Source organism: Sphaerochaeta sp. UBA5849 (assembly GCA_002432715.1).
GTDB lineage: Bacteria > Spirochaetota > Spirochaetia > Sphaerochaetales > Sphaerochaetaceae > Sphaerochaeta.
On record DJGJ01000039.1, the window covers coordinates 1 to 26,371 of the forward strand.

Here is a 26,371-nt window from a genome sequence, read left to right on the forward strand (position 1 = left end):
AACTTGTAAACTCACGCTAGGCGAGTTCCTTGCCCAGCTTTTGGATTTCGGCAATGAACTGGCCGAGGTCGTTGAAGGCCTTGTAGACGGCTGCAAAGCGGACATATGCCACCAAATCCACTTCCCTCAGCTGCTTCAGTGCTTCATCCCCGATATCTGAAGAGGCGATTTCCCGTTTGCTTCCCACCTTGAGCATGATGGCATCCTCGATGTTTTGCAGCAGGGTGTCTATTTGATTCTCACTGATTTTCAGTTTCTCGGTGCAAGAGCGTATGCCCCTTCCCAATTTGTTCAAATCGAAGGGTTCCCGTCTTCCGTCACGTTTGATGACCATCAGCGGCTTGTCCTCGATCCTCTCATAACTGGTGAAACGGTAACCGCACGAATTGCACTGGCGCCTGCGCCGAATCGTTGAACCGCTGGAATTCTGCCTCGATTCCAATACCTTGTCATCCATCTGTGAGCAGTGGGGGCATCGCATACAGGTTCCTCCTCGTGCATCCAGTATACACACTGTGCATGGGCTTCACAAGAAAATAGTGTTTTTATGGCGCTATTTTCGATACAATTATCAATGCTTTACACTAGATGTAGGTTTTGATGTGTTTCGCTGAGGTGTAGTGAAGCTGTGCAATTTTCCAACAATTCCAGCTATATTTGTTGTAAAAAGTTATATCTTGTGATAATAATAACATAACGGAGGCAGTATGGCTGATTCAGTAAGCGGTTGTGTAAAACGGATTGTGGACAAATCTCCTTTTATCCACGAGATGTTGATCAATGGGATTCTCTCGTTCAGCAATTACGCATCCTCGATCCAGGACGAGGTTCAGAAAGCTTACGGCAAGGAAGTCAAAGCCAGTGCCATCGTGATGGCCCTCAGGCGCTATGCTGAAGAGTTGCGCAAAGGCAGCTACAAGAAGCAGGTGGGTAATGTTGAGTACGGGATTGTCATGAAGACCAATATCTTCGACCTCAATCTGGTGCGCCGCGACAGTTTCATCAGCAAGTTGGGTGTCCTGTATGGACAGATCTCCACCGAGAAAGGTGATTTTTTGAATATCACCCTGGGCAGCCATGAAGTATCGTTGGCGGTCAGTGAGAAGTACCGATCTCTGGTCGGCGAGCTCGCCAAGGACGAGGAAGTGTTGCATCAGATGGACGACTTGGTAGCCCTCTCCTTGGTGTTCACCGGTGATTTCCTCCAAACACCGGGTATTGTCTATGAGGCGGTGAGGCATTTGGCCTGGGAGCAGATCAATGTGATTGAAATCGTCTCTACGATGAATGAGCTCACCTTTGTCATCAAGCGGGAGGACTCAATGAAAGCGTTTGATGTACTGCAGGGCTTCTTGGGTGCAAACTAGGCTTACCTTGGTGGTCGCTCCCCTGAACGGGGGAAAGACCACGTACTTGGTGCACTTGATAGAAACACTGAAACAGGACGGTCTTGCTGTAGGGGGAGTGCTTGCCCTTGCCAATCCTGAAAAAACTTGGTATAGACTCAAAGACCTGTCCAGTACAGAGTCCAGGCTTGTCCTCTGTGAAACGCAGTCGCTTGGAATGCAGCGCATAGGCCGCTTCAGCATCGATGCTGAAGGTTTTGCCTGGGCGAACGCACTCATAGAGAAATCACTGGGGAAATCCGATGTGGTGGTCTTCGATGAAATCGGCAGGCTGGAGTTGAACGACGGTGGCTTGGCCCCTTCGTTTCGCAAGGCTCTTGCCCGAAAACAGGTAAGTATCCTTGCTGCTGTCAGGGATGTGCATGTAGAGGAAGTGGTGAGGCATTTCGGCCTGGAGGCATCCGAACTGAATCTGGTGCAGGTGAACAAGGATGATATCGAAAATGAATGAACTCTATTGGTTTGTAATGCTGCTCTGCAATTTCATCTTGATCATGTTTGCTTTCCGAAAATGGGGAAAGCTGGGTCTGTACATCTGGGTGCCCATCAGCGTCATCGTTGCCAATATTCAGGTTACGAAAAACGTCATGCTTTTCGGATTGGAAGCTACGCTTGGCAATATCGTCTATGCCACAGGTTTCCTTGCAACCGATATTCTCAGTGAGTTCTACGGAAAGAAAGAGTCGGCAAAAGCGGTGGCGATCGGTTTTTTCAGCCTGCTCACCATGACGATCCTGATGCAGGTCGCACTGTTCTTCGAGCCGGCTGTTTCTGATATCGGCCATGCTTCCCTGGCTCACATATTTGGCTTGATGCCGAGAATCGCTTTCGGCTCCCTGACTGCCTATGTGATCAGCAATATGCACGACATCTGGGCCTTTGATTTCTGGAAGCGCAAGAAGCCTGGACGCAATACCTTGTGGCTGCGCAACAACCTGAGCACCTTTGCGAGCCAACTCATCGATACACTGGTTTTCACCATGATTGCTTTCTGGAACGTGTATCCAACCAATGTTCTGGCCCAGATCATGCTTTCCACCTATCTCTTGAAGTGGGTGGTCGCAGTATTCGATACACCGTTCATCTACCTTGCAAGGCATTGGTACGATACAGGAAAACTTCCTCCAAGTAGCACTATTTAGCGGGCAATACTTCCCTCAGTGCCTTGATGCACGCCTTTGTCCCTGCATAGAAGGAGGGAAAGAAAGGTTTGCGTTCCAAGAGGAATGCATCGTCGTAGACGAACGGCGTCCCGTCGACATACTCGATATCCATTCCTACGTGTAAAAGCACTGCGTGGGCTGCTGCAATATCCCAGACGTAGCAACTCTGGTTTACACACCCTTGGATGTGGTCATAGAGCACCGGGCTGAGCATGTGCAGGATCGATGAGCCGAAGATGCGGATTTTGCCTTCATAGCGGGAGAAATCCATAAGTCGCTGGCCGCTTGAACCCATGGTGATCTGGTGAGGGAAGTCCTTGTCGGGGGCGATGAAAAACGGTTTTCCGTTTATTGTCAGTTCCTTGCCGGGATCGAGACGCAAAAACAACTCGTCCTCTCCAAGCCCCCAGCGCGGTGCACTGATCATGGCCCCCACCGGTTTTCTGTTTTTGTCCAGAATGCCCAGGGCCACCGCCCAGGAGGGCAGGCCTTGTGAGTAGACATCCGTTCCATCGATTGGATCGAGGACGAAGGTGTAGGGAGCTTTGTCATCAAACGGGGTGAGTGTCTCCTCACTGATGATGTTCACATCCTCAAAGAGCTCGGCAACAACACCCAGAATTCGATGGGATATGGCCAAATCGGTTTCAGTAATGACCGTTCCATCGCTCTTGTAGGAACGATGAATGGACTGTTGCTGTTCTTTTGCTTTCCTGCCTGCATCCTGTACAACCAGGGCCAAGGCATCCAATGCCTTTTGGTCGAGTAGTCTATCCATTGTATTGCATAACCTTCCCTCTCATGATAGGGTAATGGCGCTTATGCAAACGCCAATTTCCACCCTTGTCCAATCGTATATCAAAAGCAGCAACGCTTACAAGGCATATGGAGCAGGGTCCAACCACCTCGCTATCCAGGGGCTTGAAGGGTATCCTTTAGCTCAATTCCTCAGGTTGATCAGTCGCAAACATGCAGGCAGGGTATGGGCGGTTTGTCCTACCGAGGAGAGTGCACAACAGCTGCTCAAGGACAGCGGATTCTCGGTAAACGGCACTGGTGTCATGCAGACGCCGCTCTCCAACAATGAGACCAGGATCGTCTACCTGAGCGGCAACGGGAGGAAATTATACACCCCCTTCAATGCCGACAATGTGGAGTACGACCAACTCAATCGGTTGATGCAGATCCAGGAGATGAAACAGGGTGTGGTGGTAACCCACCTCAGGCCGTTCGTCTCTCCGCTTGTTAGCCCGGCAACACTGAAACAGGCATCGCTTACCATCAAAGTAGGATCTGTCTTCGACACCGCCTCCTTTTCCCGATTGCTTGCCAATGCAGGTTATCTCCACACCGTATCGACATCGGCTATGGGAGAGTACTCGATGCGAGGTGAAGTGCTGGATATTTTCCCCTATGAAAGCGAGTATCCGTACCGGATTTATGCCGACTGGGATACGGTAGGCAAAATCGCCCGCTACAACCCCATTACCCAGGAGAGCATCACCACGGTGGGCAAGCTCACCCTCTCCTTGGTGGATGCAACCAGTGAACTGGCCACCACCTCGATCGGAGAGTATTTGACTGATGATGACCTGTTTTGTTTTATCGGCGACCAGCGGCTGGCGACCAGCTATCACAGCCTGCAGGTGGAAGCCAAAGCCCTCTATCGCCAGGCGTTTTTGGAAGACCGTGAGGCCAAAAAGCCCGATGCCCTGCTCTTCGATTTCCCTTCCTTCCAGAAAGCGTGCCGCACTAGCATAACCCTGTACGATATTGCCGGCCAGAACCAGGAGGCTTATCGGTTCGACATCGAGGGACCCCGTTCCTATTTTGGAAATTTCACCTTGCTCAAGGAAGATTTGAAGAGTCTGGACAAGCAGGGTTGGAGCATTGTGATCTTCACCGAGAACCAACTGCAAAAACAACGGTTGATGCAGATGCTGAGCGCCTTTCCCTTCCTTGGATGGGAGGACCGGGCGATCAGCGGCGGGTTCGGAATCCCCTCGCTGAAAGTGGTTGCCATCTGCGAGCACGAGATTTTCGGACGCAGGCGGCAGGTGATAAAAACACTTCAGCATACGCAGACCTCCGCACTCGATTCATTCGTCGACCTGAATGAAGGTGACTATGTTGTCCATGTGAATTATGGGGTAGGACAATTTGTCAAGATCGACCGGGTCTCCAGTTTCGACCGCGAGCGCGACTTCATAAAAATCGCCTACGCCGACAATGAGATGCTCTATGTCCCGATTGAACAGGCAAACCTGATTCAGCGCTATATCGGAAGCGATACAGGGCTGCCGAAAAAGGACAAGCTCGGAGGCCAGGGATGGGAGAACAAGAAAGCCAAGGCCCGAAAAAATGCCGAGGATTTGGCAAAACACCTCATCTCGCTGTATGCAAAACGCAAGAACAGCGTCGGATTCGCCTTTCCCAAGGATACCGACTGGCAGCTGCAGTTCGAAGCCTCATTTCCCTTCGATGAAACAGCGGACCAGCTGACCTGCATCGAGGATATCAAGGAAGATATGGAGAAGCCGATCGTCATGGACCGCCTGGTTTGCGGCGACGTAGGCTACGGAAAGACGGAAATTGCCTTTCGCGCCGTATTCAAGGCCGTCATGGGTGGCAAACAGGTTGCCTTTCTTGCCCCGACAACCATTTTGGCTGAACAGCATTATCAGAATTTTCTCAAACGGGTGGGGAACTTTCCCATCCGTTGTGCACAGCTATCGAGAATTGTGGCAAAGAAAGAGCAGAAGCAGACACTCATCGGTCTTGCAGAAGGCAAGGTGGATGTGTTGTTTGGAACCCACAGGATTTTGCAGAAGGATATCGTGTACCGTGATCTGGGACTGTTGGTGGTGGATGAGGAACAGCGTTTCGGCGTCAAGGACAAGGAACGGATCAAGACGCTGAGGGCGAGCATCGACTCGCTCTCCTTGAGTGCCACCCCGATTCCCCGGACCCTGTATATGTCGCTCTTGAAGATTCGTGACATGTCCTTGCTTGCCACACCCCCTATCGCACGCAGACCCATACAGACCTATATCGGTGAATATGATGAGCAAACCATTGTTCGGGCCATCCGTGATGAGGTTGGCCGAGGCGGCCAGGTCTTTTTCCTGCACAACCGTATCGAAAGTCTTGACGAGGTTGTGTTTCAGCTGACCAAGTTGCTGCCTGATGTCATCATTGAGAGCGCTCATGGGCAGATGGACAGCACCAAGCTCGAGGACACGATGCGTCGGTTCATCCATGAAGGCATCCAGGTGCTGGTTTCCACCACAATCATCGAGAACGGCATCGACATCCCAAACGTCAACACCATCATCATCGACCGCGCCGACCGCTACGGACTGAGTCAGTTGTACCAGCTTCGCGGAAGGGTGGGGCGAAACGACAGCCAAGCCTATGCATATCTTTTCTACCCACAGGGGAGCGCCCTCAGCGAGATCGCCCTCAAGCGGCTGAAGATCATCAGTGAACACACAGAACTGGGCAGCGGCTTCAAGGTGGCGATGAAGGATATGGAACTGAGAGGAACTGGGAACCTGCTCGGGCGCGAACAAAGCGGCCATCTGGCTTCGGTCGGCCTTGATATGTACATCCGCATCCTTGACGAGGCGATCAGGGACCTGCAGCATGAAGGTGTCAGGGAAGAGGACAAGGAAGTGTTTCTGGAGCTCGATTATACAGGCTTTATTCCTGACACCTACATCAAGGCGCCTTCGGTCAAATTCGATATCTACCGCAAGATTTCATCCATCGTCAATGACGAGCAGCTGCAAGGCTTGGCCAGCGAGTTGTCCGACCGTTTCGGGCCTCCTCCGGTCGAGGTGGCGAACCTGCTTTACATCGCCGAGATCAAGATCATCTGCCGCAAACTCTCGATCATCCATCTGACCGACCGCAAGGGTGTGGTTGCCGTTGAGTTCGGCAAAGTTGCGGATTTGAATGTCAACAAGGTCATGAATCTCATCGCCCTGAGCAACAAGAGCGTTTGGCTTGATATGAGACGCATGAATGTAATGTATATGAAAACCGATGCGGTTTCTCTCAAGGACAAGGCGTTGTTCTTGATGGAGAAGCTGCAGCGCCTGATATAGGAGTGTTGATGCAGGAAAACCAAGGAACGATTTTCCAGGATATTCCAGAGTTGGAGTGGGTGGAGACCAAAGAGGATGGGAAGAAGAGACCCATCAAGAGTTATGTGCTCAGGGGCTCATACCTGCGCACCTACCAGGTACAGGCCATCCGCCGCTACTATGGTACCTACGGCATCCCATACAGCAAGACCAAGCTCGAGTGGAACCAGGTGTTTGGAAACGACAACCCTGTTGTAATTGAGATTGGGTTCGGCATGGGTACGGCAACGGAGCGCATAGCCAAGGAACGCAGCCAATACAACTACCTTGGCTTGGAGGTGTTTCTTTCGGGGTTTGCAAAGCTCTTGCATGCTGTGGGATCTGGGCATCTGGATAATGTAAGGTTGATGCGCTTTGATGCAGTCGAAGTTCTTTCCACCATGGTCGAGGATGGAAGTATTGCAGGATTTCACATATTCTTTCCCGATCCTTGGCCGAAAAAGCGCCAACAGAAACGACGCCTGATCCAAGCACCGTTTGCCCGGTTGCTTGCTTCCAAGCTTAAATCTGGTGGATACATCTATTGCGTGACCGATTGGGAGGAGTATGCCTTCCAGATGCTGGATGTCTTCTCCCACACCGAAGGCTTGCACAATCCCCACCCAGGATTCTGTCCCCCGGTACCGTGGAGGGACACAACCAAGTTCGAACAGAAGGGAAGGGCCAAGCAGCACACCATCTTCGAAGTCTGGTTCGAAAAGCAGTAGATGAAAAGAGGGAAGGGAGCCTGCCGCCGCACGCTCCCTTCCAAGGTTCACAAATTCACTCTCAAGCAATCAGAATACTTCTGATTGTTTCACCTTGCCTACTCCTGTTCTTCCTTTACGGATTCCTTGTAGGCCTTGATCACTTCATCGGCCAACTTGCCGCTCAGCGGTTCGTAATGGTCGAACTCCATTTCGAAACTCCCTGTTCCACTGGTCATTGACTTGAGGTCGATGGCGTAGTTGAGCAGTTCGGACTGGGGAACCAATGCTTTTACCATTTGCAGGTGTCCCATTTCCTCCTGACCGAGCACCCGACCGCGTTTGCCGCTCAAGTCGGAAAGTATGTCGCCCAGGTAATCATTCTCAATGTATACACTAAGTTTCATAATTGGTTCAAGTAGTACAGCCCCTGCTTTCTCGAGTGCCATCTTCATGGCTCCCTTCGCAGCGAGTTTGAATGCCATTTCACTTGAATCAACAGGGTGTTCCTTGCCGTCGATGAGGGTGATGCCGATATCCATCATCGGATAGCCTGCCAAAAAACCTTCCTCCATCTGCTCATGCAGGCCTTTTTCAATACCAGGAATATACCCTTTGCTGACCGAGCCTCCCTTGATGGCATTGGTGAAGGAGTAGTAGGCTCCTCGTTCAAGCGGTTCGATTTCAATCAGGACACGGGCGTATTGGCCATGGCCTCCACTCTGCTTCTTGTGTGAATATTCAGCTATTCCACTCTTCCTGCTGATGGTCTCACGATAGGCAACCCGGGGAAGCTTGGTGAAAATATTGATCTTTTGCTTCTCGCGCACCTTGTCGAGAATCATGTTCAAATGCAGTTCGCCCATTCCGGCAACCACATTTTCCTTGGTCTCCTCGTTGAACTTGATCGTGAACGTTAAGTCTTCTTCCATGACTTTGTGCAGGGATTCGTTCATCTTTACTTCACTTTTCTTGTCATCACTGCTGATGGCCAGGCTGTAGATGGGGTGCGGGAAGGCAAGGGGCTTGAACTTCAGCTTCTGGTCGGCTCCCTCGATGAGGGTGGAATTTGTGGCGGCGATATTGCTCTTTGCAATCACCCCGATATCACCGGCAGGCAGTTCATCGGTTTCAATCAACTTCTTTCCAACCATGCGGTATACCTTGTTCGGCCGCTCTTTTTTCCCGAGATCAGGATTATACAACTCGGTTTCACCCTTGACGGTGCCTCTGAGGACTTTGATAAAGCTCAGCTTGCCGCTGAATTGGTCGATGGTGGTCTTGAATACGAGCGCTGCAGCGCTTCCTTCGGCAGTGATGGGAAAGTCATTGACAGTTCCATCTTCGTCCACCGTCCAGTCGAGCTTGCCCAACGGTCTGGGGAAGTTGTTGCGGATGAACGTCAAGAGACTGAGTATGCCGCTGCCCTCCTCGGAACAACCGCAGAATACGGGCACGACTCTGTTGCCATCCATACCTTCCCGCAGCCCGCGACGAATGTCATCACTTTCCAGCGTGCCTGCTTCGAAATACTTTTCGATCAAGTCATCAGCACCCTCTGCCGCATTCTCGATGAGGGCATTACGGTAATCGTCTGCAAAATCAGCAAATTCGGCCGGGATGTCTCCAACTGTCTCCTTGCCGCCCCTGTTGATGAAATATGCCTTGTTTTCAATCAGATTGATGATTCCCTTGAATTCCTTGCCGCTTCCCATGGGGATGGTGACAGGGACAAAGGTGGTTTTGAAGGTCTCTCTCAAATTCTCCAAAACATGGGTATAATCTGCACGGTCGCGGTCCATTTTGTTGATGAACACTGCGCGTGGCTTGTTTCGCTCGTCAAGGTGTCTCCAAAGTTTGATGGTTTCAATCTGTGCTCCATCACGTCCGTCAACGACCATGAGGGCTGATTCACAGGAGCGGAATCCGCAAATGGTCTCGCCGATGAAGCCGGCTGTTCCCGGAGTGTCGAGAATATTGATGGTCTTGCCGTCCCAATTCAGGGAAGCGAGGGAAGCGTGGATGGAAATCTTGTGGTTGATTTCCTCTTCCGTATAGTCACTGGTGGTCTTACCGCTAGCTACGGTTTCTGCCCGGGAAATCACATTGGCATAAAACAACATCTGTTCAACCAAGGTGGTTTTCCCGGTTTCATTGTGGCCGATGATGGCAACATTCCTTAAGTCAGTGCTGACAACGCTCATAATTCCTCCTTCGATCACCTCTGATTCTTGTATGATGATCCAGAACGCATGCATCAATGGTACGCTCCATAATCCCATATGTCAAAAGAATTCTACCACCATAAAAAAAGGCCGGACACTCGTACACGAACATCCGCCTGGAAATGCAGGGAAATAAAAAACGAGAGTGTATGGTCAGCGTGTCAAGCTTACATTCACATCAATGATGTTGCTGATGTCCTGTTTCAGTTTGTAGGCGAACTGATCCATCACCGTCACATCGTTGGGCAGCTTGTCACCGTCTTCGCAAAAGAACGTCCAGCAAGGCACATCCAACGCAGCACTGATTTTCTCGATTGTAGCAAAAGAAGGGGCCTTTCTTGAAGTTTCAATTTCTGTAACAAACGAAGTGGAAACCCCGATTTTCTCAGCAAGCTGAGCTTGGGTCAAGGAAAGCTTGCGTCTGCGCTCCTTGAGATTTCTCGCGAAAATGTCCTGCAAATTGTAAGTTCTAGCCATGTTGTACTCCTCTTAAGTAACTGCAATACCAGCAATCTATATCGAAAGGAGTATGATAACATTCTCCTTCAGTCTAAAAATTTTCACAGTTTTAATACATTCTAGGCACGGAACCAGCATTTCCGCAAGGTTTCACCCCGTCTTTTTTCCAGGATTCCATACCCTTAGCGGTTTTTTGGCTCGTAGTGGTCGAACTCCATGGAGAATGTTCCTCTTCCCTGGGTTGCTGATCTGAGAGCAGTGGAGTATCCGAAAAGTTGGGAAAGCGGTGCTTGCGCATGAATGTGCTCGCTTGCCGTTCTGCTCTCAATGCTGTTCACCAGGCCCCCGCGGCTGGTGATGCTGGAGATGGCTTCGCCGACATACTGCGAAGGAACGACGACGGTGACTTTCATCACCGGTTCCATGAGCACCGGTCCGGCTGACTGTGCAACCTTGTCGAAGCACATGGCCGCGCACGCTTCAAAAGCAAACTCACTGGCTGTCAGTTCGTGGAAGACAATATCGGTAACCTCGACTTCGAGATCGCACGCTTCATACCCGAACTGAATGCCGCCTTTGAATGCGTTGGTGACTCCCCGTTTGATCGCCTCAAGATAGATCTCGTCAATACCTCGCGTTTTTGCACTGATGCGGTACTGTGTTCCGCTTCCGGACGCCAGCGGTTTTACCGTCATGCTTAATCCTGCTGTATTCTCTTTTCCAGCCAATACTTTTGAGAAGGTCTCCGATCCGCTGGCAACCTTGCTGACAGATTCACGATAGGTAACCTGCGGTTTGCCGACCCTGGCTTGGATTTTCATCTCCTTGGTCAGACGGGTCACCAACACATCCAAATGCAGTTCTCCCATGCCGCTTATGACCAGCTGGCCGGTTTCCTCGTCATCCCGATAGGTGAAGGTAGGGTCTTCCTGGGCAAGCGTAGCGAGTGCTGCACGCAGCTTATCCCCATCGCTCTGCGTGTTCGGCTCTATGGCCACTGAGATGACCGGAATGGGGAAATGCATCTGCTCAAGCAGTATCTGTGCTCCTTCGCTGCCGATGGTATCGCCGGTCCTGCCTTCCTTGAAACCGATGACAACCCCGATGTCACCTGCTTCGAGTTCGTTGACTTCCTCCGCCCGGTTTGCATGCATCCTCAGAATCCTGTTGACCCGTTCACGCTTTTTCTTGCTGATGTTCATCAGTGTAGTGCCTTTGCGTATGGTCCCGTTGTATACGCGCACAAAATCCATTGCACCGGCCTCACGGTCGACTTGGATTTTAAAAATCAAGGCCAAAGGAGGCTTGTCCTTGGAGTAGGGAACCTCGACCTGTTTCTGTGTTTTCAGATGGATGCCCATGATCGGCGGGACTTCGGAGGGCGAAGGCAGATAGTCGATGACTCCGTCAAGCAAGGCCTGCACCCCGATGTCCTTCAGCGATGATCCAACGAATACCGGCAGGGCCTGACGGGCGATGGTTGCTTTCTTCAAGGTTTTCTTGAGCAGATCGGAGCCGATCTCCGCCCCCTCGAAATAGAGTTCGGTTATCTCGTCGCTGAAGGAGGAAACGCTGTCGATCAAACGTTCATACCACTGATCAACCTTATCGCGCATCGAAGATGGTATATCCTGCTCGACAATGGTTTTTCCCTGGTCCTCAGTGCTGAATACCAGATATTTCTTCTTGATCAAATCGATGATGCCGCTGAAGCTGCTCTCAGTGCCGACAGGCAGGAATACGGGAATGGGATTTGCCCCAAGCTTGACCTTCAGCTCATTGACCGCTTCTTCGAAGTTTGCGCCAAGGCGGTCCATTTTATTGATGAATGCAATACGGGGAACCCGGTAGGTATCAGCCTGCCTCCAGACTGTCTCGGTTTGCGGCTCAACCCCGCCGACTGCACAAACCACCATGACCGCACCATCCAGCACCCTCAGCGAACGTTCGACTTCAGCGGTGAAGTCCACATGGCCCGGGGTATCTATGATGTTGATTTGATGTTCTTTCCAATAACAGGTGGTGGCTGCGCTGGCAATGGTGATGCCGCGGTCCTGTTCCTGCTCGAGGAAGTCCATCGTTGCTTCGCCGTTGTCCACCTCTCCGATTCTATGATTCTCGCCGGTATAGAAGAGAATCCTCTCGGTGGTGGTGGTTTTGCCTGCATCGATATGTGCCATAATGCCGATATTGCGTGTCATCTTCTCGTTCATGCTATCAATCCTTCAAACAATCTGTGCAACAATAGCATACATGGAGTTGAATATCAACGAGAAGGACGGAAGAGCAGAATCCTTAAGGCATTGAGAATTGCGATGATCGTCACCCCGGTATCGGCAAGCACGGCTATCCACATGGAGGCATATCCCATCGCTCCCAGTCCAAGAGCCAAAGCCTTCACCAGGAGGGCGAAACTGATGTTTTGCCTGACGATGGCTGCAGTATGCCTACTGATCTCAAGCAGGTTCGCCACCTCTTGCAAGTCATCGGCAAGAATGACCACATCGGCACTTTCCATCGCGGCATCACTTGCATTGCTGCCCATGGCGATGCCTACTTTGCTTGCAGCCAGGCTGGGGGCATCGTTCATTCCGTCTCCCACGAAGACCAGATTTTTGCGTTCTGCTGACATTGCTAGCATGCGTTCCTGTTTCTCATGGGGCAGAAGGGATGCGTGCACCTCATCCAAGCCGAGTTCCGCCGCCACGCGGTTTGCATGCACTTCTGTGTCGCCGCTGATCATGGCGAGGTGCGTGATCCCCAGGTCCCTGAGATGCTTGACCACGGATTTGGCCTCCGAGCGCAGGGTGTCGCGCAGGATGAACGAGGCTTCATGACGGCCGTCCACGGCCAACAGGATTGCAGCCTCATCCTCAGCCCCTGGTTCCACCACGATCCCCAAATCCTCAAACAGCGCGGCATTGCCTGCTGCAACACGTCTGCCGTCGACCAAGGCGGACAGGCCTTTTCCCGCAACCTCCTGTACATCGAGTGCCGCATATGGAGCGTTGAGGGTGAGGAAGGCTTTTGCCAGCGGGTGGTTGCTGTTTCGTTCAAGGGAGGCTGCAATTTCCTGTAGATAGGCTTCATCATGGGTGGCAGAGGCCGTCAAGCGAACCTCGAGCAAGGTGAACGTTCCACTGGTAAGGGTCCCGGTCTTGTCGAACACGATGGTATCGGTCTTTGCAAGGGCTTCCAAATAGTTGCCTCCCTTGACCAGGATACCCCTCTTGGCACTCTTTCCAATTCCTGCAAAATACGAAAGCGGAACACTGATGACCAACGCACACGGACAGCTCACCACCAGAAACACCAGTGAACGATAGACCCAGGTCTGCCAAGACCCGGTTATCAGACCTGGGATGACGGCGAGCGCAACGGCCAAGAACACCACGATCGGGGTATAGTATCGGGCAAACGAGGTGATATAGCGTTCAGTTTGCGCCTTTTTTCCTGCGCTCTCCTCAACCAGCTGCAAAATTTTTGCTGCAGTACTCTCCTCATAAGGCTTGCCGGCCCTGATATCGAGCGTCCCTCCCAGGTTGAGGGAACTGCCAAGCACCTCGTCTCCGACTTTCACTGTTCTCGGAATTGATTCCCCGGTCAAATGCTGCATATCCAAACTGGAGCTTCCACTGACTATATATCCATCGACTGGTATTTTCTCGCCTGAAAGCACCCGTATGTGTGAACCGGGAACAACCTCTTCGACGGCAACCATGGTAGTACTCTGTCCTTGGACCAGCCTTGCCTGCTGCACCTTCAAGTCAAGGGCCTCAATGATTGATTTTCTGCTCTGCATTACCGAACGGGCTTGGAAATATTCTCCGACCAGATAGAAAAGCATGACAGCCGCCGCTTCCCCTGTTTCCCCTATGGCCAATGCTCCAAGCGTTGCAATGCTCATCAAGAAATTTTCATCAAAGATTTTTCCATGCACTACATTTCTCGCCGCCTTGAGCAGCACATCGTAACCGCTTACCACAAAGCTCAGTATGAACAGGTGGGGAATGTCGAAAAGCATGGCCAGACCGAAGCCGAGTAGCGAGACAAGGATTCGGACCAAGATGACCCAAAGAGGATCATCTTCGTCCTTTGTTCGGTTTTCCAAGGGTTTCACCTTGAGCGACGGTTCCACCCGTTTGGCTTCCTTGATGAGGTCGCTGTAAAAGGACTCCTGCTGTTTTTCGGTGGTGCTGATGCGTATTTGCTTGCGCGAGAAATCGACCCGGGCCGATGCAACCCCTCCGATTCGCTGGATGCGGTCCTCGATTTTTGCAGCGCAGACAGGACAATCCACCCCCTCGAATGTGTAGTCCCGTTCATGCAATGGGGATGGTTCTGTGTGGGTTGCTTTGGATGGATGCATGGTTGACTCCTAATATATCAATATATGAATAGATGTTCATATATTAGGAAGTGTTGGCATCCTTGTCAAGCACCTATGTCAGACATCCCAGGCGGGATCGATGATTTCTGGAACAATCTGCCGCTCGTAGATGGAGAGTCTGCCGCTGAAGAGGTAGGCTATGCAGCAAACAAAGAACAACGAGGTGGGATTGCCGAAGCCGTACAGCTCCAATCCCAATACAAAGCAGGCCAAGGGGAGTTTGGTGCTGCCGCTGAGCATTCCTATGGCTCCGAACATGGACAGTGCAGAGACCGGGATGGGAAGCAGCGCTCCGAACAAGGCCCCTGTTGTGGCGCCTATGACGAGAATCGGGATGACCTCGCCGCCAGCAAAGCCGCTTCCAATGGTCAGGGCGGTCAAGAGGAGCTTGAAAAGAGGGGCGAACTTGCTGGTGGTCCCGTACTCTGCCTCAATGATGAGGTCGATGGAGAGTCCGTTGTAGGCAAACGTACCGGTGACCAGGTAAATGACGATTGATGCAAGCAATAACAGCGAACTGGCAAGCAGTGCTTTCTTGTAGGGGTTCGTGGTAATCCGAGAGAACAGGCTCTTGGTCAGATGGATCAGGTGGCAGAAGAGTCTGCTGGCCAAGCCGAGCAGGATGGAGTATGCCAATAATATGAGAAGTGTGGAAAGATCGAGGGTGAAGGCTTCGGCTGTCACCGGGACCAAGGTGTGCGTATGCAAAGCCTTGCTCACCATGCAGGCGGTGAAGGAGGCGGTCAGGCAGGGCAGGAGGGCGTCGGTTCGGTTCACCCGGGGATTGGAGAACTGCATTCCGAACAAGGTTCCGGCAATCGGGGCGTTGAACAGGGCGCCGAAGGCGGCCCCAGCACCGCTGATCAACCAGATACCTTTCTGCTGGATGGATTGCCTCTGCCCCTGGTGCAGCATCTGCATTTCCAGGCGGGAGCAGTAGCTTCCGATGGAAGCCCCGACTTGGACCCCGACGCCTTCCTTGCCTCCTGATGCTCCCACAAGATGGGTGATGAACGTATTGAACAGCAAAAGAGGAGCCATTTTGGTGGATATCTTCTGCTTGTGCGCATCACGATCCTTCTCGTAGCCGATGCTGGTGGGGTGGGCGATATCGAGAATGCCCTGATTGATCAAGTCGATCACCTGCGAGCCGCCGTCTTTCAGGTAAGGCCCGAGTTTCTGATACAGAAAGGCGGTAAGCAGGGCACCAAGGGGTATGAGAAAATGAAGCCACGGATGGTTGGAGCGGATCGACCCGGCTTCAGCGACGAGAAAGGTCAACAGACTGATGACCGGTCCGACCAACATGCCAAGCACCACTGCCCGAACTGTCCAAGCCACTAGGGGAATTGAGAAATTGCGTCGTGTTAGGTTCATAGTCCCCATCATAGGAGCTTTTCTCATTTCTTGGAACCACAAGAGAGCCTGGTTTGCCTTGACAACTTACAAAGCTTGGCACACACTTGCTTTTGGTACGCAAGGAGTAAGGTATGTTGAAAGAGTTGAAAGAGAGAGTCTGTGAAGCAAATTTGCTCCTGCAGACACATAAGTTGATCACATTTACCTGGGGCAATGTCTCCGAGGTGGATGAAAACCGTGAATTCATGGTGATCAAGCCGTCAGGTGTAGCTTACGATGAGCTTACCCCCTCTTCCATGGTGGTCGTTGAGCTGGCTAGTGGCAGACCAGTGGAGGGATCGTACAATCCTTCCAGCGACACCCCGACCCACCGATACTTGTTCAATCACTTTGAGACGGTAAACGCAGTAGTCCATACCCATAGCAGGTGGGCAACCATATTCGCCCAGGCCGGCCGGGGCATTCCGGCTTTGGGAACAACCCACGCCGACTATTTTTACGGGGAAATCCCCTGCACCCGTGCCATGACAGCCGAGGAGATCCAAGGTGAGTATGAAATGGAGACGGGCAGGGTGATCGTTGAACGCTTTGCCGGCATCGATCCCAAAAGCGTTCCCGCCGTTCTGGTTCAAAGCCATGGTCCCTTCTGTTGGGCAGACTCTGCACTGAAGGCTGTAGAGTACGCGGTGGTGCTCGAGGAGGTGGCGATGATGGCCTACCACTCGATGTTGCTCTCCGATGCAAATCAAAAACCGATGGATCAGCATCTGCTTGACAAGCACTACCTCAGAAAACACGGCGCTCATGCCTATTATGGTCAGAATCGGTAATTAGGAGTCATGCGATGAAGAACATGGAAACGGTACGGTTGGGATTGGTTGCGGTCAGCAGGAGCTGCTTTCCCCGTTCATTGTCCGAAAAACGGCGCAAGGCGGTGAAACAGGCTTGCAAGGGGGAGCTGTATGAGTGTCAGGTCATTGTAGAGAATGAAATTGACATGCTTAGAGCTCTCAAGGATGTCCAGGACCATGCAGTGAATGCCCTGGTGGTATTTCTCGGGAACTTTGGGCCTGAAACTCCTGAGACCTTGCTTGCCAGGCATTTTCCCGGTCCGGTGATGTACGTCGCTGCAGCTGAAGGCGACGGGGATTTGCATGACGGCAGGGGGGATGCCTATTGCGGCATGCTGAATTGCTCATACAACCTGAGTCTTCGCTCCTTGCGTGCCTACATTCCCGAATACCCGGTGGGCAGCGACCGTGAGGTGGCTGCCATGATCGAATCATTCATCCCGGTCGCCCGTGCCCTGCTCTCGCTGAAAAAGCTGAAGATCATCAGCTTCGGACCCAGGCCCCAGGACTTTTTGGCCTGCAATGCCCCCATCCAAGGGCTTTTTGACTTGGGTGTGGAGATTGAAGAGAACAGTGAACTTGACCTGCTGGTTGCCTACAACAAGCATGCCGGCGATCCGAGGATCCCTTCATTGGTGGAAGAGATGCAAAGCCAAATCGGCTCAAGTCCCTACAGCGGGATTCTTGACCGGCTGGCCCAGTATGAGCTGACCCTGCTCGATTGGGCCGAACAACACAAAGGGGAACGTTCCTATGTAGCCTTTGCCAACAAGTGCTGGCCTGCCTTCCAGACCGAGTTCAAGTTCGTCCCTTGCTATGTCAACAGCCGCCTGAGCGAGCAGGGCATCCCCGTCAGCTGCGAAGTCGACATCTATGGGGCGCTGAGCGAGTACATTGGTCAGTGCGTCACCGACCTTCCTGTGACGTTGCTGGATATCAACAACACGGTTCCCGCTCCGGTATATGAACAACACATCCGCACCAAGCGCTCGTATCGCAATGACGATTTGTTCATGGGATTTCACTGTGGGAACACAGCCTGCTCGCTGCTCAAGAATCCCCATATGGGCTACCAGCTCATCATGAAACGGGATCTGGAGCCGGAGTTGAAGCACCCGGATATTACCAGGGGAACCATGGAAGGCGATCTCATCAGCGGACCGGTAACCATCTATCGACTGCAATCCAACGCCCGCGGGCAGCTGAAGGCCTATATAGCCGAAGGTGAAGTCCTCGACGTCCCCGCTTCCAGTTTCGGCAGTATCGGGATCATAGGGATTGAGGAGATGGCACGGTTCTACCGCTATGTGCTGTTGGCCAAAGCCTATCCCCACCATGCTGCAGTTGCTTTCCGGCATGCAGGAAAAGCCTTGTTTGAGGTGTTCCGATATCTTGGAATCGAGGATATTGCATACAACCAGAAACCTGGTCACCTCTATAGCAATGAAAATCCCTTCAAGCATTGAGCTTGAAGGGACGTAGATGCCGTCTAGATCCAGGAGTTCCTCAAGGTCTCAATTTCCTTGAGTTCCTTGGTGTCGGTTGCCCTGATCGGCTTGAACACCTTGGCCTTCTCCAGAACGTAGGAGAGCACCATCACCGCCTCTTGGCGGTCGCTCATCTGCGTCAGGTTGACCGATGAGTAGAATGGTTTGGTCGCCCCTCCGTCCTTGGCTTCGTAATAGCGGTATTTCTCCAGATTGGTGGAGGCTTTCTGCCAATCCCTTTGCATTTTGGAAAGCTCCTTGGCACGTTTGGAAGCACTCCAGTTTCGTGCGTACAACTCCTCGGCAAGCTTCTTGTAGTGTCCGGGATACAGCAGATGGGAGGGAATGGTGTCCATTGCCATGCGCATGTAGCTTATCGCCCACTCCTTGTTCCCGAAGGAGATCACCCCACCGGGCAATTCATCGTACAGGCTTGAGAGCACATACCATGTCTCGCTCGAATCGAGGGTTTTGAAGTCGTTTACGATGACCGTAAGATCCTCGAGCATGCCTTTTGCTTTTCCCAATGCGTTCAGTGGTCCCTTCGTCTGTCCCCAGCGACCGACGTTTGATGCCTTCCAGAGGTAGCCAAAGGGGGAGGGGTGCTTCTCTATGGCCGAGAGGGCATAGGTCTCGCCTTTTTCGTACAGGGAAAAACGTCCCGCCTTGTCCTCTTTGTCAAGGTCGTCTCCCAGGGAGACCATGACCCGGGCAAGTCTCCACAGGATCTCTGATTCCTCTTCGGCGTTTGCAGCCCTGCCCAGCTGGGCGAGCAGTTCCTGCTCTGCTTCGCTGAAAGCATCCCTGTCGTAGAGCGCATCCGCCTCCGTCACCGTAATTGCTGAAAATGCCGGACTGCAGGCCAAGAGGAGAGCAATCAGGACCGCCCATCGCTTCAATTTCATAGAACCTCCTTGTGTACGTTAGGAAAAGAGTCGTTTGATCAAAGAAAGCTTGCCGCGATACGGGGCATACCGCAGCTTCACCTCAAGCCATGTTTTGCTTTCAAGCATGCTTTTTGTGTGGCTGAAGGTTTTGAAACCTTCCCGGCCATGATAGGCTCCCATGCCGCTGTTTCCCACTCCTCCGAAGGGAAGGGCTGTATTGGAAAGATGCATGACTACATCGTTGATGCATCCGCCTCCGAAACTCAGCGAGGTGAGGACCTGGTTCTTATGCTCCTTGTTGGTTGTGAAGCAGTACAGAGCGAGCGGATGTTCGCGCTTCTGGACAAAGTCGAGCGCCTGCTCGAACGTGTCGTAGGCGACCAAGGGAAGGATGGGGCCGAAAATCTCCTCCTGCATCAAGGGAGAATCCAGGCGGGGATCGGTGATGATGGTGGGTGCGATGCGTCGAGTTTTCGGATCGATCTGTCCGCCCCAGGCGAGCGTCCCATACTCAAAGAGTCCGATCAGGCGGGAAAAGTGCTTCTCATTGATGATGTTTCCCAAATCACTGCAGTGCAAAGGATCGGATCCGAACATGGCTGTGATGGCGATTTTCATCTGTTCAAGCAGTGCATTGTGGACTTTTCGGTCGACGAGGACATAATCGGGAGCCACACAGGTCTGCCCTGCGTTCAGACACTTGCCCCATATGATTCTTCGTGCAGCCAAACCGATATCGGCATCAGAAGCGACAATGACCGGGCTCTTGCCTCCGAGCTCCAAGGTGACCGGGGTTATATGCCTTGCAGCGCTTTCCATCACGAATTTCCCAACCTGCGGGCTGCCGGTGAAAAAAATATGGTCATATCGATGCTTCAAGAGCTCCTGATTCATCTCCGCCCCCCCCTGAAAGGTGGCGACATGGTTGCTGTAGAAGAGTTTGGAAAGCATCTCCTCGATTACAAGCGCTGTATGACTGCTGTACCTGGAGGGTTTGAGTATGACACAATTGCCGGCTGCAATCGCACTGATCAGAGGGACGATGGTAAGTTGGAACGGATAGTTCCACGGGCTCATGATCAAAACAATGCCCAGCGGCTGTGCAATGGTGTAGGATTTTGAGGGGAAGGAGAGCAGGCTGGATCTGACTCGTTGTTTTGCCGCCCATGCATCCAGATGCTTCAGATGCTCGTCCAGTTCTGTATACACGATGCCCAATTCGGAAGCGAACCCCTCAAAGTCAGTTTTTCCCAAGTCTTCATACAAGGCATTGAGAATCTGTTTTTCATATGAACGGATGCCGTCCTTCAATTTTTTGAGTTGTTCTTTTCTCCAAGCGATGCTCAGCGTATTTCCGTTTTGGAAAAACGCCTGCATCTCGCTCAGGCAAAGCTCGATTTCATTCATGCTCCCCCCCCTTCAGCCAGTATGACACCCAGAGTATGGATTTGTCAAAATGTTGCGATGGTTTGTGCGTTCAATTCCCTCAGCACGGCCTCTGCCAGCCTGACCGAGTTCTGTACGTCATCCAGGCTGCTCACCCCCCAATGGGTGTGGGCATAGCGTACCGGGATGCCGATTACAATGGTGGGAATGCCTTGCTCCGACAAATGAAGAGCGGATGCATTGGTGGCCCCTCCGCTTCGAACCCCTTTTTGCACCGGTATGTCAAACTTTTTGGCGATGTCCAGTGCAAACTTCTGGAAACGGGGATTGGTTATCATTTTTGAATCGATGAACCTGAGCATGGGACCTTTGCCCACGATTGTCTGTTGCTGGTAGGCGGGCAGGAAGGTGTCGTCGGCGGGGCTTCCTTCGAAGCAAATGGCAACATCGGGCTTGATTTTCCGGGCGGTCAGCTGGGCCCCCCTGCAACCGACTTCCTCCTGACTGGCAAAGGCGGCAACGAGATTGACTGCAAGGCTCTTGCCGTGCAAGGACTCAAGTACATCGATGATGGTGGTGCAACCCAGTCTGCAATCGAAAGCTTTTCCGAATAACAACTTGGTGTTTTCTTGATGGATGCATGTCGCTTCCGGGATGACGGGGCTTGCAACATCAACGCCGAGGCTCAGGACTTGTTCGATGCTGGAGGCCCCGATGTCGATATACATGGATGCAATGTCGGGTGCACTCTTACGCTCCGCTTCGCTCTGGTAGTGCGGGGGTTTGGAACCTACGATGCCGGGTATGGTCTTCCCGGTGGATGTTTGCACCCTGACCAGGTGGGCCGGAACATTGGAAGGGACCCAGCCGCCGATGGGGATGAATTCCAGCATGCCGTCGGCTCTGATGCATTTGACCATGAAGCCTACCTCATCGGTATGGGCATCCAGCAAAACCACTGGTTTGTCCTTCTGGTTTCCGGTTCTATGGAGGTAGAGGTTTCTCAGACAATCCTCGTCAAACCGCCCGAATGCGCCTGCTTCTTCGCGTATTGCCTGGACTACCTCATCCTCAAAGCCGCTGATGCCGTTGGCATCACAAATTCTCTGTATTCTGGAAAGTTGACTCATTACGCACTCCTCTTACGCTGGATAATTATCCATAGATTGAAACTCTTGTACACCCGCCTTGACTGTCGGGATACAACTTTCTAGAATTTGAGACGGCGATGGGGTTCGCCTTCGTAACGAAAACCGCAGGGCTTTGCAAGCTGCTGATAACTCCTGTGATACATCCATTCTCTGTGGAGGTTTGTATGGCATTCAGCCTTGCCGCCGTGGTTTTGTTGTGTCTGGTTTTGGATTGGATCCTGTCCAAGGCACGTATTCCCTCACTCATCGGCATGCTCTTGGTGGGCGTGCTTTTCGGACCGGCTGTTTTGAACCTGCTGGATCCTTCCCTGCTTGCCGTGGGCTCTGATTTGCGGATGATCGCCTTGATTGTCATCCTGCTTCGCTCGGGATTGGAGCTTTCACGGGAGAGCCTGCATACAGTAGGGTTCCAGGCCATTCTCCTTTCTTTCCTGCCGGCTCTATTTGAAACACTCACCGTGATGCTCGTCGCTCCCAAGCTGCTTGGCCTTTCTGTATTGGAGAGTGCCCTGCTGGGCTGTGTGCTTGGCGCAGTTTCCCCCGCAGTCGTGGTACCGATGATGGTCGATCTCATTCAGGAAAAGCGTGGTACGCAGAAGGGTATACCCACCCTCGTGCTCGCCGGTGCAAGCATGGATGATGTTACCGTCATCGTTGCTTTCAGCATTGTGCTTGGTCTGTATGTCGGCGATACCGTGAACCTGTTGTGGACGGTTGCAGGGATACCCCTTTCAATACTTTTCGGGATAGGCGTCGGCTTGGCGATCGGCCTTGTTTTGATTCGCATTTTTGAGCGGTATAATCCCCGTGCAACCAAGCGGGTCCTGGCCATGCTGATGATCTGCATCATCCTGGTGCATCTGGGCGATGTGCTTGAAGCCGTACATGTCCCCTTTGCAGCCTTGCTTGCCGTCATGGCCATCGGTTTCATCATTCTGGAAAAGCGGGAGCACCTGGCCCATGAGCTTTCGGCAAAGTTGGGGAAAATCTGGATTTTCGCCCAGATCCTGCTGTTTGCCATTGTGGGCTCCCAGGTGGATTTGGCAGCTGCCAAGGAAGTGGGCCTGCATGGATTCCTCCTGATTCTCATCGCACTCTGCACACGAAGCATCGGAACGTTTCTTTGCACACTTGGAAGTGGCTTCACCGCAAAAGAGAAGGCGTTCATTGTTATTTCCTACCTGCCGAAAGCAACCGTACAGGCAGCCATCGGCTCCACTCCGCTTGCAGCGATGAGCTTGCATGGCATGCCGACAAGAGCCGGTGAAGTGATTTTGGCAGTAGCGGTGATGAGCATACTCATGACAGCACCCTTGGGAGCGATTGCCCTGGACTGGGCCGGCAGGCATTTTTTGACTGTTGACCCACGGCCTACATTCAGCAGCCTGGTTGCAGTGAAGGAGAGCCTGAACGAGGGAGCTGCAACCTAAAGCGCTGCGGGTGTGGATACAACAGCCTTGGATTGCAGCCCGGAAGAAGGGTACATACACGGATGGCCGGTAGCTGATTGGGAGATATGTTGCTATCAATAAACCATCCGGTATCTTCTTTGTATACCGTGTTCTAGCAGAAGTCAAGGGTGAGGCTCCACTTCCTGTTCGAGAACAAGCAAGACGTGTCGGAGCAATAAAAAAGGGAACCTATCCGGCTACAGGCTCCCATTATAGCATCTCCTAGGGGAATTGAACCCCTGTTGACGGGATGAAAACCCGTTGTCCTAACCACTAGACGAAGGAGACAGTACTGCATGTTCCAAAAAACAGAGGCAAGATGAGCCGCACAGGATTCGGACCTGTGACCCACGCCTTAAAAGGGCGTTGCTCTACCAACTGAGCTAGCGGCCCCTGCAACGTTAAGGACTATAGCAGAGAGCAAGAAAGGGTGTCAACTACCTTGATGGGAAAAAAGGACAGAGAAGAAAACTCTAATGATAATGGCGGTCTTTGGGAAGCAGGTAGAGTTGTTGGGCTTTTTCCATAATTGCTTGTGTCACAGACTCTTTTCCTTCAAAATCGGCTATGGTTCTTGCTACTTTGCAACAGAGGTACGAACGTCTGAAACTCTGCTGCGACCCTCGAAAAACCTTGGTGTATAACGGCAGGAGACTTAAAATCTCCTGTTCGCTTCGACTCATCTGCATGGTGCGTACATATTCGATTCGTTCGTAATCGATGGTGGTCGTATTAACCTCGCTTACCAAGAGGTTCTCGCTTGTCAGCGCCAGTGCCATGGCGAAGCGGTCAAGCAGGGGATGGCCGAGCTTTGACCAGAATTTGTCAATCTGTATTTCACTGCAGCGACAGATTCCTTCAAGGGAGCCGAGATTTGCACAGCTGCAGGCATTGGTTGCACAAACCACCAAGGTACGCAACGGATAGCCTCCAAAGGTGTGGGTATCCATCACCGAGGCAAGTGTCGTTCGGATATTTGGACGCTGATGGGATAATTCGTCTACGATGAGAGCCCCTTCATGTGCTTTGCACAGTTCAGGGACGACACCTTTGGCCAAGTCGGCCTGCCTCATACCCAGAGGAATGGAAAAAACCGGTCTCTTCTCGACAGGTCGACCATGCATAGCTGAAATTTGTTGTTGTGCTGCACTGTCCAGCGGAGGCAGCAATGAGGCAACACGGCTCAACAGCAGGGTTTTTCCCGTTCCGGGCGGACCGTAAAGTAGAAGCGGCAGATTTCCCGCTGCTGCGTAAATCAGGGCTTGTTTAGCTTGCTTCAGTCCGATGATATTGGCGAACGGATTGGGAGGAGAATCCTCTCTTGCAGGGGATTTGTCGTGGTGCACCTGCTGCCCTTGGTGCTGGAGGGAATACCTGCAAAGCTGGGAACCCGCCTCCATCAGGGTGCTGCACTCGCAGAATTGTGGACCTTCGGTTTGCCCTGGAAGCAGGCTGTTGCGACCTACCAGCACCAAGCCCACGCCATGCTGCTCACACAATGTGGGAATGTCGCGAAGCGAGGGTGACGGCCTGATCCCTCCTCCAAGGGCCAACGAACCAAAGCAAAGTACCGCCGGTGCTTGGAGTGCAAGCAGGTGTTTCTCATAGGCAACAAGTGCAAGGGCGAGCGGGGCGGCCATTTCCTGAAGAGTGGTGAGAGGCCCCAGCTGTACCGTTGCCTTGGGCAGGGAGGGAAAAATCGATAGCAACAGGAGCTTCAACTCACGCTGCTTCGCATCTGAATAGCCGAGAATGGTCAACTCATGGGTGCTTTTCACCAGTTCGATGGGAATGAGACTGCCTTGAAAGCCATGACTTTGGTATCCATAGATTAGCATGTACGCTAAGGCAGACTTTATCCTCTACTGCTTCAGCAGACGGGAAAGCCTGGTGTATTGGAGCTTGTAGGCCACCACCAAAAGCAGCGCCGCCGCAATCCATGCGATGGGGCTGGATAGGCAGATGCCGACATAGCCGAGCACCGGGGGAAGGGTAACCGCCACCAGAGCACGGAAAATGAGCTCCTGGATGGATGAGAGCATGGGAATGAGGCCTGAACCCAGTCCTTGGCAGGTATTGCGAAAGACGAAGATCAGGCCCAGAGGAATGAAGAAGTAGGAGATGATGTGCAGGTACTGGACCGTTTGTGCAACCACCTGCTGTTCTGATGGTTCAATGAAGAGGAGGGCGAGCTGTTTTCCGAAAAGGAAAACCAAGCCCGATGCAAGGGCGCTGAAGAGGATGCACAAAAGAAGTGCGCTGCGGATTCCCTGTTGCACCCGGTCGAGCCGACCCGATCCAAGGTTCTGTGCACTGAAGGTGGCCATGGCCAGGCCGAGCGTCACCAACGGCTGGGTGACCAATTGCTCGATTTTCACTCCTACCGAGTAGGCGGCCACCGTGTCGCTCCCGCTTTCGTTTATCACCGATTGCACGATCATGACCCCGATTGCACACACTGAAAACTGCAGGGCGCTGGGCAGTCCTATCCTCAACAATCTGCTGATCATAGGCCAATCGATCTTCCAGTCCTGACTGGTGAGATGCAGGCTTGGATATTTTTTATAAATATACAGAAGACACAGCAATGCGGAAATCGTCTGGCTGAGGACGGTGGCTGCCGCCACGCCTCTTACTCCCATGCCCAACCCGATGACGGCAGCCAAGTCTCCTGCTATGTTCAGTGCGGATGCTATCAAAAGGAAATACAAAGGAGAGCGGCTGTCTCCAAGCGCTCTGAGAATTGCTGCAAACAGGTTGTAGTAGATGGTTGCCACAATGCCGATATAGATAATAATGAGGTAGGCATATGAGTCATCGATGATGTTCTTTGGGGTTCTGAGTATTTGTAGCAGAGGTCTGGTTGTCAGTATGGCAAGGGTCGACACAATAAGAGAGAGGAAGCAGGCGCTGAGCACGCTCATTGCTACAGCCTTGCGCATGCTCTGCGGGTCCTTTGCCCCGAATTTTTGACTGATGATCACCGAGAAGCCTGCAGTGAGGCCGACAACGAAGCCCAGGATGAGAAAGGTCATCGAACCGGTGGCGCCTACTGCAGCCAAGGCCTCGACTCCAACATAGCGCCCGACTACAAAGGTATCGACCATGGAATATAACTGTTGAAACAGGTTTCCGCCGAGAATCGGCAGCATAAAGAAAAATAACAAGCGAGCGGGCTTCCCGCTGCTCATGTCGTGTTCCATGGGCGGTTCTCCTGCGATGCATCCTATCCCTGAATCCATAGTTGGGCAAGCTGGAGCATGTGAAAGCCTCTGTGATTTCGCAGATTTTTCCTGAAGATACTGGACAGAAGGAAGGAAAG

At 52.4% G+C, this 26,371-nt stretch carries 20 protein-coding genes, 2 tRNA genes and 1 riboswitch; of the genes, 8 read left to right on the plus strand and 14 right to left on the minus strand.

The window, feature by feature from the left end; translation table 11 throughout:
- Positions 1-16: 16 nt before the first annotated feature.
- Positions 17-481 (minus strand): transcriptional regulator NrdR, encoded by a 465-nt coding sequence (nrdR, locus tag B3K89_RS06875; RefSeq protein WP_293895299.1) that lies wholly within the window; start codon positions 479-481, stop codon positions 17-19.
- A gap of 226 nt (positions 482-707) precedes the next feature.
- Here nrdR and B3K89_RS06880 point away from each other — a divergent pair, with 226 nt between their 5' ends.
- From B3K89_RS06880 to B3K89_RS06890, 3 genes are read left to right on the plus strand one after another with little or no spacing between them, the layout of a single operon-like run.
- On the plus strand, positions 708-1,367 hold the full coding sequence (locus B3K89_RS06880) for a hypothetical protein (protein ID WP_293895302.1): 660 nt from the start codon (positions 708-710) through the stop codon (positions 1,365-1,367).
- A complete protein-coding gene (locus B3K89_RS06885) occupies positions 1,357-1,857 on the plus strand; it encodes a nucleoside-triphosphatase (protein WP_293895305.1) in 501 nt (166 codons plus the stop codon). The genes B3K89_RS06880 and B3K89_RS06885 overlap by 11 nt, the downstream gene beginning before the upstream one ends.
- The gene (locus B3K89_RS06890; protein WP_293895308.1) at positions 1,850-2,548 is read left to right on the plus strand and encodes a queuosine precursor transporter; all 699 of its coding nucleotides are present in this window, start codon (positions 1,850-1,852) and stop codon (positions 2,546-2,548) included. Before B3K89_RS06885 ends, B3K89_RS06890 begins: the two co-directional genes overlap by 8 nt.
- Here the strand turns inward: B3K89_RS06890 and B3K89_RS06895 are convergent.
- Positions 2,541-3,347, minus strand: a complete 807-nt coding sequence (locus tag B3K89_RS06895) for an inositol monophosphatase family protein (RefSeq protein ID WP_293895311.1) — start codon at positions 3,345-3,347, stop codon at positions 2,541-2,543. The genes B3K89_RS06890 and B3K89_RS06895 overlap by 8 nt on opposite strands.
- A gap of 34 nt (positions 3,348-3,381) precedes the next feature.
- On the opposite strand from B3K89_RS06895, the gene mfd reads away from it, so the two are divergent.
- Both mfd and trmB read left to right on the plus strand, forming a co-directional pair.
- Positions 3,382-6,678 carry a transcription-repair coupling factor gene (mfd, locus tag B3K89_RS06900; protein ID WP_293895314.1) on the plus strand — a complete coding sequence of 1,099 codons (3,297 nt, stop codon included), beginning with the start codon at positions 3,382-3,384 and terminating at the stop codon, positions 6,676-6,678.
- A gap of 8 nt (positions 6,679-6,686) precedes the next feature.
- Positions 6,687-7,424 (plus strand): tRNA (guanosine(46)-N7)-methyltransferase TrmB, encoded by a 738-nt coding sequence (gene trmB / locus B3K89_RS06905; RefSeq protein ID WP_293895317.1) that lies wholly within the window; start codon positions 6,687-6,689, stop codon positions 7,422-7,424.
- A 98-nt stretch (positions 7,425-7,522) separates the two neighbouring features.
- Here the strand turns inward: trmB and B3K89_RS06910 are convergent, their stop codons facing one another.
- The 5 genes from B3K89_RS06910 to B3K89_RS06930 all read right to left on the minus strand — a co-directional run bounded on the left by B3K89_RS06910 (position 7,523) and on the right by B3K89_RS06930 (position 15,854).
- Positions 7,523-9,607 (minus strand): elongation factor G, encoded by a 2,085-nt coding sequence (locus tag B3K89_RS06910; RefSeq protein ID WP_293895320.1) that lies wholly within the window; start codon positions 9,605-9,607, stop codon positions 7,523-7,525.
- 174 nt (positions 9,608-9,781) lie between these two features.
- A complete protein-coding gene (locus B3K89_RS06915; RefSeq protein WP_293895325.1) occupies positions 9,782-10,105 on the minus strand; it encodes a helix-turn-helix domain-containing protein in 324 nt (107 codons plus the stop codon).
- 164 nt (positions 10,106-10,269) lie between these two features.
- Positions 10,270-12,300 carry an elongation factor G gene (gene fusA / locus B3K89_RS06920; protein WP_293895328.1) on the minus strand — a complete coding sequence of 677 codons (2,031 nt, stop codon included), beginning with the start codon at positions 12,298-12,300 and terminating at the stop codon, positions 10,270-10,272.
- Positions 12,301-12,353: 53 nt separating this feature from the next.
- Positions 12,354-14,456 (minus strand): heavy metal translocating P-type ATPase, encoded by a 2,103-nt coding sequence (locus B3K89_RS06925; protein WP_293895332.1) that lies wholly within the window; start codon positions 14,454-14,456, stop codon positions 12,354-12,356.
- Between the two features lie 78 nt (positions 14,457-14,534).
- Positions 14,535-15,854 (minus strand): chloride channel protein, encoded by a 1,320-nt coding sequence (locus B3K89_RS06930; RefSeq protein WP_293895335.1) that lies wholly within the window; start codon positions 15,852-15,854, stop codon positions 14,535-14,537.
- Between the two features lie 113 nt (positions 15,855-15,967).
- Between B3K89_RS06930 and B3K89_RS06935 the strand changes: the two genes are divergently transcribed.
- Both B3K89_RS06935 and B3K89_RS06940 read left to right on the plus strand, forming a co-directional pair.
- Positions 15,968-16,666, plus strand: coding sequence for an L-ribulose-5-phosphate 4-epimerase (locus B3K89_RS06935; protein ID WP_293895338.1), 699 nt, complete (start codon positions 15,968-15,970; stop codon positions 16,664-16,666).
- A 14-nt stretch (positions 16,667-16,680) separates the two neighbouring features.
- Positions 16,681-18,153, plus strand: a complete 1,473-nt coding sequence (locus B3K89_RS06940; protein WP_293895341.1) for an L-fucose/L-arabinose isomerase family protein — start codon at positions 16,681-16,683, stop codon at positions 18,151-18,153.
- Between the two features lie 23 nt (positions 18,154-18,176).
- Here the strand turns inward: B3K89_RS06940 and B3K89_RS06945 are convergent, their stop codons facing one another.
- The 3 genes from B3K89_RS06945 to B3K89_RS06955 are packed head-to-tail and all read right to left on the minus strand — an operon-like array spanning position 18,177 to position 21,577.
- Positions 18,177-19,079, minus strand: coding sequence for a hypothetical protein (locus B3K89_RS06945; RefSeq protein WP_345907204.1), 903 nt, complete (start codon positions 19,077-19,079; stop codon positions 18,177-18,179).
- A gap of 18 nt (positions 19,080-19,097) precedes the next feature.
- A complete protein-coding gene (locus B3K89_RS06950) occupies positions 19,098-20,468 on the minus strand; it encodes an aldehyde dehydrogenase (protein ID WP_293895347.1) in 1,371 nt (456 codons plus the stop codon).
- A 44-nt stretch (positions 20,469-20,512) separates the two neighbouring features.
- The gene (locus B3K89_RS06955) at positions 20,513-21,577 is read right to left on the minus strand and encodes a M42 family metallopeptidase (RefSeq protein WP_293895350.1); all 1,065 of its coding nucleotides are present in this window, start codon (positions 21,575-21,577) and stop codon (positions 20,513-20,515) included.
- 85 nt (positions 21,578-21,662) lie between these two features.
- Positions 21,663-21,740: riboswitch (Fluoride riboswitch) on the plus strand.
- Positions 21,741-21,762: 22 nt separating this feature from the next.
- Here B3K89_RS06955 and B3K89_RS06960 point away from each other — a divergent pair.
- Positions 21,763-23,028, plus strand: a complete 1,266-nt coding sequence (locus B3K89_RS06960; protein WP_293895353.1) for a cation:proton antiporter — start codon at positions 21,763-21,765, stop codon at positions 23,026-23,028.
- A gap of 237 nt (positions 23,029-23,265) precedes the next feature.
- Here B3K89_RS06960 and B3K89_RS06965 read toward each other — a convergent pair.
- The 4 genes from B3K89_RS06965 to B3K89_RS06980 all read right to left on the minus strand — a co-directional run bounded on the left by B3K89_RS06965 (position 23,266) and on the right by B3K89_RS06980 (position 26,252).
- A tRNA-Glu gene (locus tag B3K89_RS06965) sits at positions 23,266-23,337 on the minus strand.
- Positions 23,338-23,369: 32 nt separating this feature from the next.
- A tRNA-Lys gene (locus B3K89_RS06970) sits at positions 23,370-23,442 on the minus strand.
- Positions 23,443-23,522: 80 nt separating this feature from the next.
- A complete protein-coding gene (locus B3K89_RS06975) occupies positions 23,523-24,887 on the minus strand; it encodes an ATP-binding protein (RefSeq protein WP_293895355.1) in 1,365 nt (454 codons plus the stop codon).
- Between the two features lie 24 nt (positions 24,888-24,911).
- Positions 24,912-26,252, minus strand: a complete 1,341-nt coding sequence (locus tag B3K89_RS06980; RefSeq protein WP_293895357.1) for an MATE family efflux transporter — start codon at positions 26,250-26,252, stop codon at positions 24,912-24,914.
- Between the last annotated feature and the right edge of the window lie 119 nt (positions 26,253-26,371).